Genomic DNA, 5,410 nt, shown 5'->3' on the forward strand with positions numbered 1-5,410 from the left:
GCGAACAAGCCGCTCGCCCTCGCGCACGGCGCGTACCAGAAGATCATCTCCTGCTACGCGCACGAGGACCGGCGCAGGGGGCGGGGCATGATGGCCGAGCTCATCGAATCGCTCGCCTCCCGGGGCTCGGCGCCCGGATGCCCCGAACTCGCCACGCTCGGACGCACCCTCAAACGCCGCATGGGCGACGTGCTCGCGTTCTTCGACCACCCCAACGGCGCGAACGGGCCCACCGAGGCCATCAACGGCAGGCTCGAGACCCTCAGGGGCATCACCCTCGGCTTCCGCAACCTCGACAACTACATCACCAGAAGCCTGCTCCACACCGGAGGCTTCAGACAAGCCATCCAAACCCACCTCTAACCACACGCCATACACGCCAAAATGCGAAGAGCCCAAAAACCCTACAATCCCGATTGATTACCGCTGATTATTGAAGATTCTCAAGTGCCGCATCAACTCGCGCCGCCACATCATCCAGATCATCGTCGAACAAGTCGGCGTACACATCCAAAGTCATGGCCGCACTCGAATGCCCTAACATCCGCTGAATCGCCTTCACGTTCGCCCCCGAATGCACGGCGATTGAAGCGGCGGTATGCCGCAAGTCGTGAATTGTCAGAGGCGGCGTTTTTGACTGTTCGACGGCCGTCTTATACCAACATCGATGTCCCAACGTCTGCGGATGCACATAACCGCCGCTCGGAGACTCGAACAGGACCTTTTGCGGCACCGGATACCGCAAGGAAAGCCATGTTCCCAGCATCGGACTGCGGAAGCTCAAACGAGAGATCACGCTCCATACCAATAACGGCATGACGTTTGAGGAGATCTACGAGCTTGAGATAGACGGACATCGTGTCATCGCGTTCCAGATTCCGCCCGCAACGTTCGCCACACCGACCACATGGCGCGGCATCCCCTGGTCAAGGGAGAACGAGTCTCTAGTGCAAATGCCGCAGTTCAAGCTCGCAGCCATCTACAGTCAGTCGCGCCCAGACTGGTCGCGCCAGGTCGCCTACGACACCACCGTCGACGATCTCGACCCGGATGCGATACGGTTCGCATGCAATGAGTATGTCAAGAAGTACGCGCCCACACAAAAGGCGGCCGGGAACCTGTCCGATGCGGAGATTCTGGCGAAAATCGGCCTGCTGATACATAATCACGTCACCAATGCGGCTCTCGTGCTGCTCGGCAAGCCCGAGTCCACCGTCTTCCTCGGCGGCGTGGGACCACGCATCACATGGACGTTGTACTCATCGAACGGGGAGGTGTCCTCATACGAGCACTTCGAGCCGCCATTCCTGCTGCAAGTGGACAAGGTCCTGGCCAAGATACGCAACGAGAAGTACCGATTCTTCACCGACCCCAGCACACTGTTCCCGGAAGTCGCGCAGCGTTACAGCCCCGAGATCATTCGAGAACTGCTGCACAACGCGATCGCCCATCAGGATTACCGGCTTTCAGGGAAAATCAGCGTGCTCGAATACGAGGATCATCTGGTCTTCCTCAACGAGGGATCGTTCATCCCCGGAAGCATCGACGCGGCGCTGGCCCCCGGCTACAAGCCCCCTTACTATCGCAACGCCCTGCTGGCAAAGGCCATGAGCAAAGTCGGCATGATTGATCAGAACGCGATCGGCATCCGCAGCGTGTTCGACATTCAACGCGAACGCCGCCTGCCACTGCCCACCTACGATCTCTCGCAGCCATCACGCGTATCGGTCACGATATTCGGCACCGTCATCGACGAAAAGTACTCCCAGCTTTTGGCGACATACCCCGATCTGGACCTGCAAAGCGTGGTATTGCTCGACATGGTGCAGAAAAAACAGCCCATCACCAAGGACCAGGCCAAAGATTTGCGTTCGCGGGGCCTGGTGGAGGGGCGTTATCCACGACTCACGATCTCATCGTCCGTGGCGAAGGCCCTCGGCAAGCAGAAGGAGTACGTCCGCAGCAAAGGATTGGATAACCAAATCTGTAAGGCGCTCATCCTTCAATTGCTTGGCTCACGGCCGTCCGCGAGAATCGAGATCCTCGCGGCAATCAGGCACGCCCTGCCGGAAGGACTGTCCGAGCAGCAGCAGGCCAACCGGGTCAGCTACCTGCTGCAGACCTTACGCAAACAGGGGAAAATCAGCTCCGACGGAGCAACCTCATCGGCCAAATGGCACCTACGACAGGACTCCTGACCCCCAGTCGACTAATGTAATTCCGATGAAATTACATTAGTCGACGTTTTTTTTACATTAGTTTAAGGCGAAAATTACATTAGTTGCCGCGCGCGGCGGCGCTTGACGCGCAAGCATCTCCCAGCGTGCACCGCAACGGTTACGCAAAGCCACGGCGCCCAAGCTCCCACCGCCCGCATCCCGACGTAACAAAAAGGAGGCTTCTGCTGTTTTCGTGGGTGTGGGTTCGTCGTTGAACCGTTGTGGGAGTAAGAGAAGAGCGCTTTTTGGGTAGGATGTTTAACGACCAAGAAAAACACAGCCAAAAAGCGCCTGATGAACAGCATATTCAACCAGCTTCTCAACGTCAAAGGCATGGTGGTCGAGGACGCGCGCATCGCCGACTCCCCGTTGCGCCCCGAACCCGTCCTCGAGATCCGCGTGCGCCCGCGTGCGGGCATGCCCGGATGCTCCCGATGCGGCAAACGCCGACACGGCTATGACCAAGGCGGCGGCGTACGCCGCTGGCGGCATCAGGACTTCGGCTGCTTCAGGGTCGAACTGGTCGCCGCGATGCCGCGCGTGGACTGCCCCGGTGCGGCGTCGTGGTCGCCTCCGTGCCGTGGGCCGAGCCCGGATCGAGGTTCACCAGAGACTTCGAGGCGGAGTGCGCGTGGCTGATGACGGTCGCCAGCCAGAAGACCGTGAGCGGTTTCCTGCACGTAGCGTGGCGCACCGCCGGCGACATCGCCCGCCGCGTCGCCGCACGCGGCTGGAATCGATGATGCCGTCGCCGGTGTCGTCCCCCGGTGTCGTCGGCGGATGATTTCGCCGGCTTCCAGTGCTCGGGCCTGATCAATGACGCGGGGGCCGGGGAGCGCCGTTGTCGGCGCCGTCCCCGGTTTCGCATTTTGGTGCGTATGCCCCATACGGCTCTGGCCCTCGTCCATTACCATGTTTGGTAGGCCTCGATGGTCGGGGCCGGGTCGCCGGTCCTGGTATGACTTTCCTGCCCTGTCGTTGATGATCCGGGGGGTGTTGTCGCCGGGAGCGGGGGCGTCCGCAGACCGCTGATAGGAACCAGGCCGGCCGCATGGACGCGTCGGGGCGCATGGCGCAGGTCTTGTCGTAATGTGGGTGCGGCGCGGACGTCCGGACTCCATACCCCGGGGTCCACGGCGGCCAAGGCATCTCATGACGGGAGATACGACGATGAGCCCGGACGACATCGACGTGTGGGTCGGACTGGACGTGGGCAAGAGCGCGCACCACGCGCACGCCCTCGACCATGACGGCAGCACCCTGTACGACAAGCCGCTGAAACAGGACGAGAGGGCCATCCGCGCCATGCTGGGGAGGCTGTCCGAACACGGCCGCGTGCTGCTGGTCGTCGACCAGCCCAACACCATCGGCTCCCTGCCCCTGACCGTGGCCCGGAGCATGAACGTCACGGTCGCGTACCTGCCCGGCACGGCCATGCGCAGGACCGCGCAGCTCCTGCCCGGCAGCGCGAAGACCGACCAGAGGGACGCGTACGTGATCGCGTGGGCCGCCCTCAAACTGCCCGAGAGCCTCAGGGACGCGGGCAGCGACGACGAGACCCTCGCCGCGCTGAGAATGCTCGCCGGCCACGACGAGGACCTCGCCCACGAATCCACGCGCCACATCAACCGCCTGCGCAGCCTGCTCCTGCAGACCCACCCCGCGTTCGAACGCGTCCTGAAGGGGGAACGCGCCACCCGCGACGCGACCCTCGCGCTCCTCGAACATTACGGCGGCCCCACGGGCATGAAGCAGGCCGGCATCGACGAGGTCAGGGAATGGGCCAAGGCCAGCAAGCTGCGCGCCGGCGGGATCATCGACGACATGTTCAGGGCCATCGGCGAGCAGACCGTCACCGTGCCCGGCACCGCCACGGCCGAGGGCATCATCCCCTCCATCGCCCGCGACATCAAGACCATCAAGGACCGGCGACGCGAGATCGGCACGCAGGTCGAGGCCCTGCTGGAGGACCACCCTCTTCTCGAGGTCCTGACGTCGATGCCCGGGATAGGCGTCAGGACCGCGAGCAACATCCTCCTCGGCATCGGCGGCGACATCGCCAACTTCAGATCGGCCGCCCACCTCGCCGCCTACGCCGGCATCGCGCCGGTCACCGGCCAATCCGGCACCAGCATCAAAGGCGAGAGACCGGCAAGGGGCGGCAACAAACGACTCAAGAACGCGCTATGGCAATCCTCGTTCGTCGCCAGCACCAAACACCCGCCCTCGATCGCCTACTACAAACGCAAACGCGAACAAGGCAAACACCACAACGCCGCCATCATCTGCCTCGCCCGCCGACGCTGCGACGTGATCTACAGCATGCTCAAAAACGGCACCCTCTACCAGGAACCAACCCTCGCCGCCTGACAGCCCGGACGGACAAACACAAACCGGACACCGGCGGCAGGGCGAAGCACGCCCAACACAGACAACCCGACCCGCCAACACGACAAACCACAAAGGTTGACAAAAACATAGGAACACCCCCCCCCCGGCCCGAGGGCCGCCCACCGCATCACCCCAGGAGTTCGCCACCAGCGTCACAAATCCCGGAGAACAGCCCTATCGTCCGGGATTCCTGACGCCGGGAGCGCGGCTCAGCGTCACAAATCCCGGACGACGCCGCTTATCTCCGTAATCCGGGACGCTAGGAGCGGCTCAGCATCCCGGATTACGGACGAAGCCGCCCGTTTCCCGAATTGGGGACACTGGGAGCGGCTCAGCATCCCGGATTACGGACGAAGCCACTCATCTCCCGAATCCGGGACACTGGGAGCGTACGGAGTCCCGGATTCGGGAGAACGGCCCTATCGTCCGTAATCCGGGACACTGGGGGAGGCTCAGCATCCCGGATTACGGACGACGCCGCCTATTCCCCGAATTGGGGACGCTGAGAAGGGCTCAGCGTCCCGGGCTACGGATGATGCCGCCCGTTTCCGGAATCCGGGACACTGGGAGCGGCTCAGCATCCCGGATTACGGACGAAGCCGTTGTTCTCCGGGATTTGTGACGCCGAAGCAGATATCGGGGGCTTCTGCTGTTTTCGTGGGTTAGGTTCTTGGTTGGGGTAGGTGTATGTCGAGTCCGCCGCATCGGAGCATGACGAGGGCGATGAGGTTGTTCACGTTGTGGAAGCCGTAGGCCATGCGGATGGTGACTTTGATCCTGTTGTTGAACGCCTCGAGCCT

At 62.5% G+C, this 5,410-nt stretch carries 7 protein-coding genes; 5 read left to right on the top strand and 2 right to left on the bottom strand.

Annotated elements, in window-relative coordinates; all coding sequences use genetic code 11:
* A partial coding sequence (locus AC1AYR_RS11645; protein ID WP_476512692.1) for a transposase occupies positions 1-363 on the top strand: 363 nt, incomplete at its 5' end.
* Positions 364-430: 67 nt separating this feature from the next.
* On the opposite strand, the gene AC1AYR_RS11650 is transcribed toward AC1AYR_RS11645, so the two are convergent.
* A complete protein-coding gene (locus tag AC1AYR_RS11650; RefSeq protein ID WP_476512693.1) occupies positions 431-817 on the bottom strand; it encodes a tyrosine-type recombinase/integrase in 387 nt (128 codons plus the stop codon).
* On the opposite strand from AC1AYR_RS11650, the gene AC1AYR_RS11655 reads away from it, so the two are divergent.
* From AC1AYR_RS11655 to AC1AYR_RS11670, 4 genes are all read left to right on the top strand, one after another.
* A complete protein-coding gene (locus tag AC1AYR_RS11655) occupies positions 816-2,198 on the top strand; it encodes an ATP-binding protein (RefSeq protein WP_476512694.1) in 1,383 nt (460 codons plus the stop codon). The two genes, AC1AYR_RS11650 and AC1AYR_RS11655, sit on opposite strands and share 2 nt — an antisense overlap.
* Before the next feature lie 315 nt (positions 2,199-2,513).
* The gene (locus AC1AYR_RS11660) at positions 2,514-2,858 is read left to right on the top strand and encodes a transposase family protein (protein WP_476512695.1); all 345 of its coding nucleotides are present in this window, start codon (positions 2,514-2,516) and stop codon (positions 2,856-2,858) included.
* Entirely contained in the window at positions 2,795-2,962 is a 168-nt protein-coding gene (locus AC1AYR_RS11665; protein ID WP_476512696.1) for a transposase family protein, read from the top strand. The genes AC1AYR_RS11660 and AC1AYR_RS11665 overlap by 64 nt, the downstream gene beginning before the upstream one ends.
* Before the next feature lie 409 nt (positions 2,963-3,371).
* Positions 3,372-4,589 (top strand): IS110 family RNA-guided transposase, encoded by a 1,218-nt coding sequence (locus tag AC1AYR_RS11670; protein ID WP_476555180.1) that lies wholly within the window; start codon positions 3,372-3,374, stop codon positions 4,587-4,589.
* A gap of 683 nt (positions 4,590-5,272) precedes the next feature.
* Here the strand turns inward: AC1AYR_RS11670 and AC1AYR_RS11675 are convergent.
* On the bottom strand, positions 5,273-5,386 hold the full coding sequence (locus AC1AYR_RS11675; RefSeq protein WP_476512643.1) for a hypothetical protein: 114 nt from the start codon (positions 5,384-5,386) through the stop codon (positions 5,273-5,275).
* Positions 5,387-5,410: the final 24 nt, after the last annotated feature.

The organism is Bifidobacterium sp. LH_417 (genome assembly GCF_056357035.1).

What these genes read in the sequence shown, in the direction of transcription:
- AC1AYR_RS11655 (WP_476512694.1), top strand. Translation starts at nt 816, where the DNA reads ATGACGTTTGAGGAGATCTACGAGCTTGAGATAGACGGACATCGTGTC.
- AC1AYR_RS11650 (WP_476512693.1), bottom strand. Translation starts at nt 817, where the DNA reads ATGCCGTTATTGGTATGGAGCGTGATCTCTCGTTTGAGCTTCCGCAGT.
- AC1AYR_RS11660 (WP_476512695.1), top strand. Translation starts at nt 2,514, where the DNA reads ATGAACAGCATATTCAACCAGCTTCTCAACGTCAAAGGCATGGTGGTC.
- AC1AYR_RS11670 (WP_476555180.1), top strand. Translation starts at nt 3,372, where the DNA reads ATGACGGGAGATACGACGATGAGCCCGGACGACATCGACGTGTGGGTC.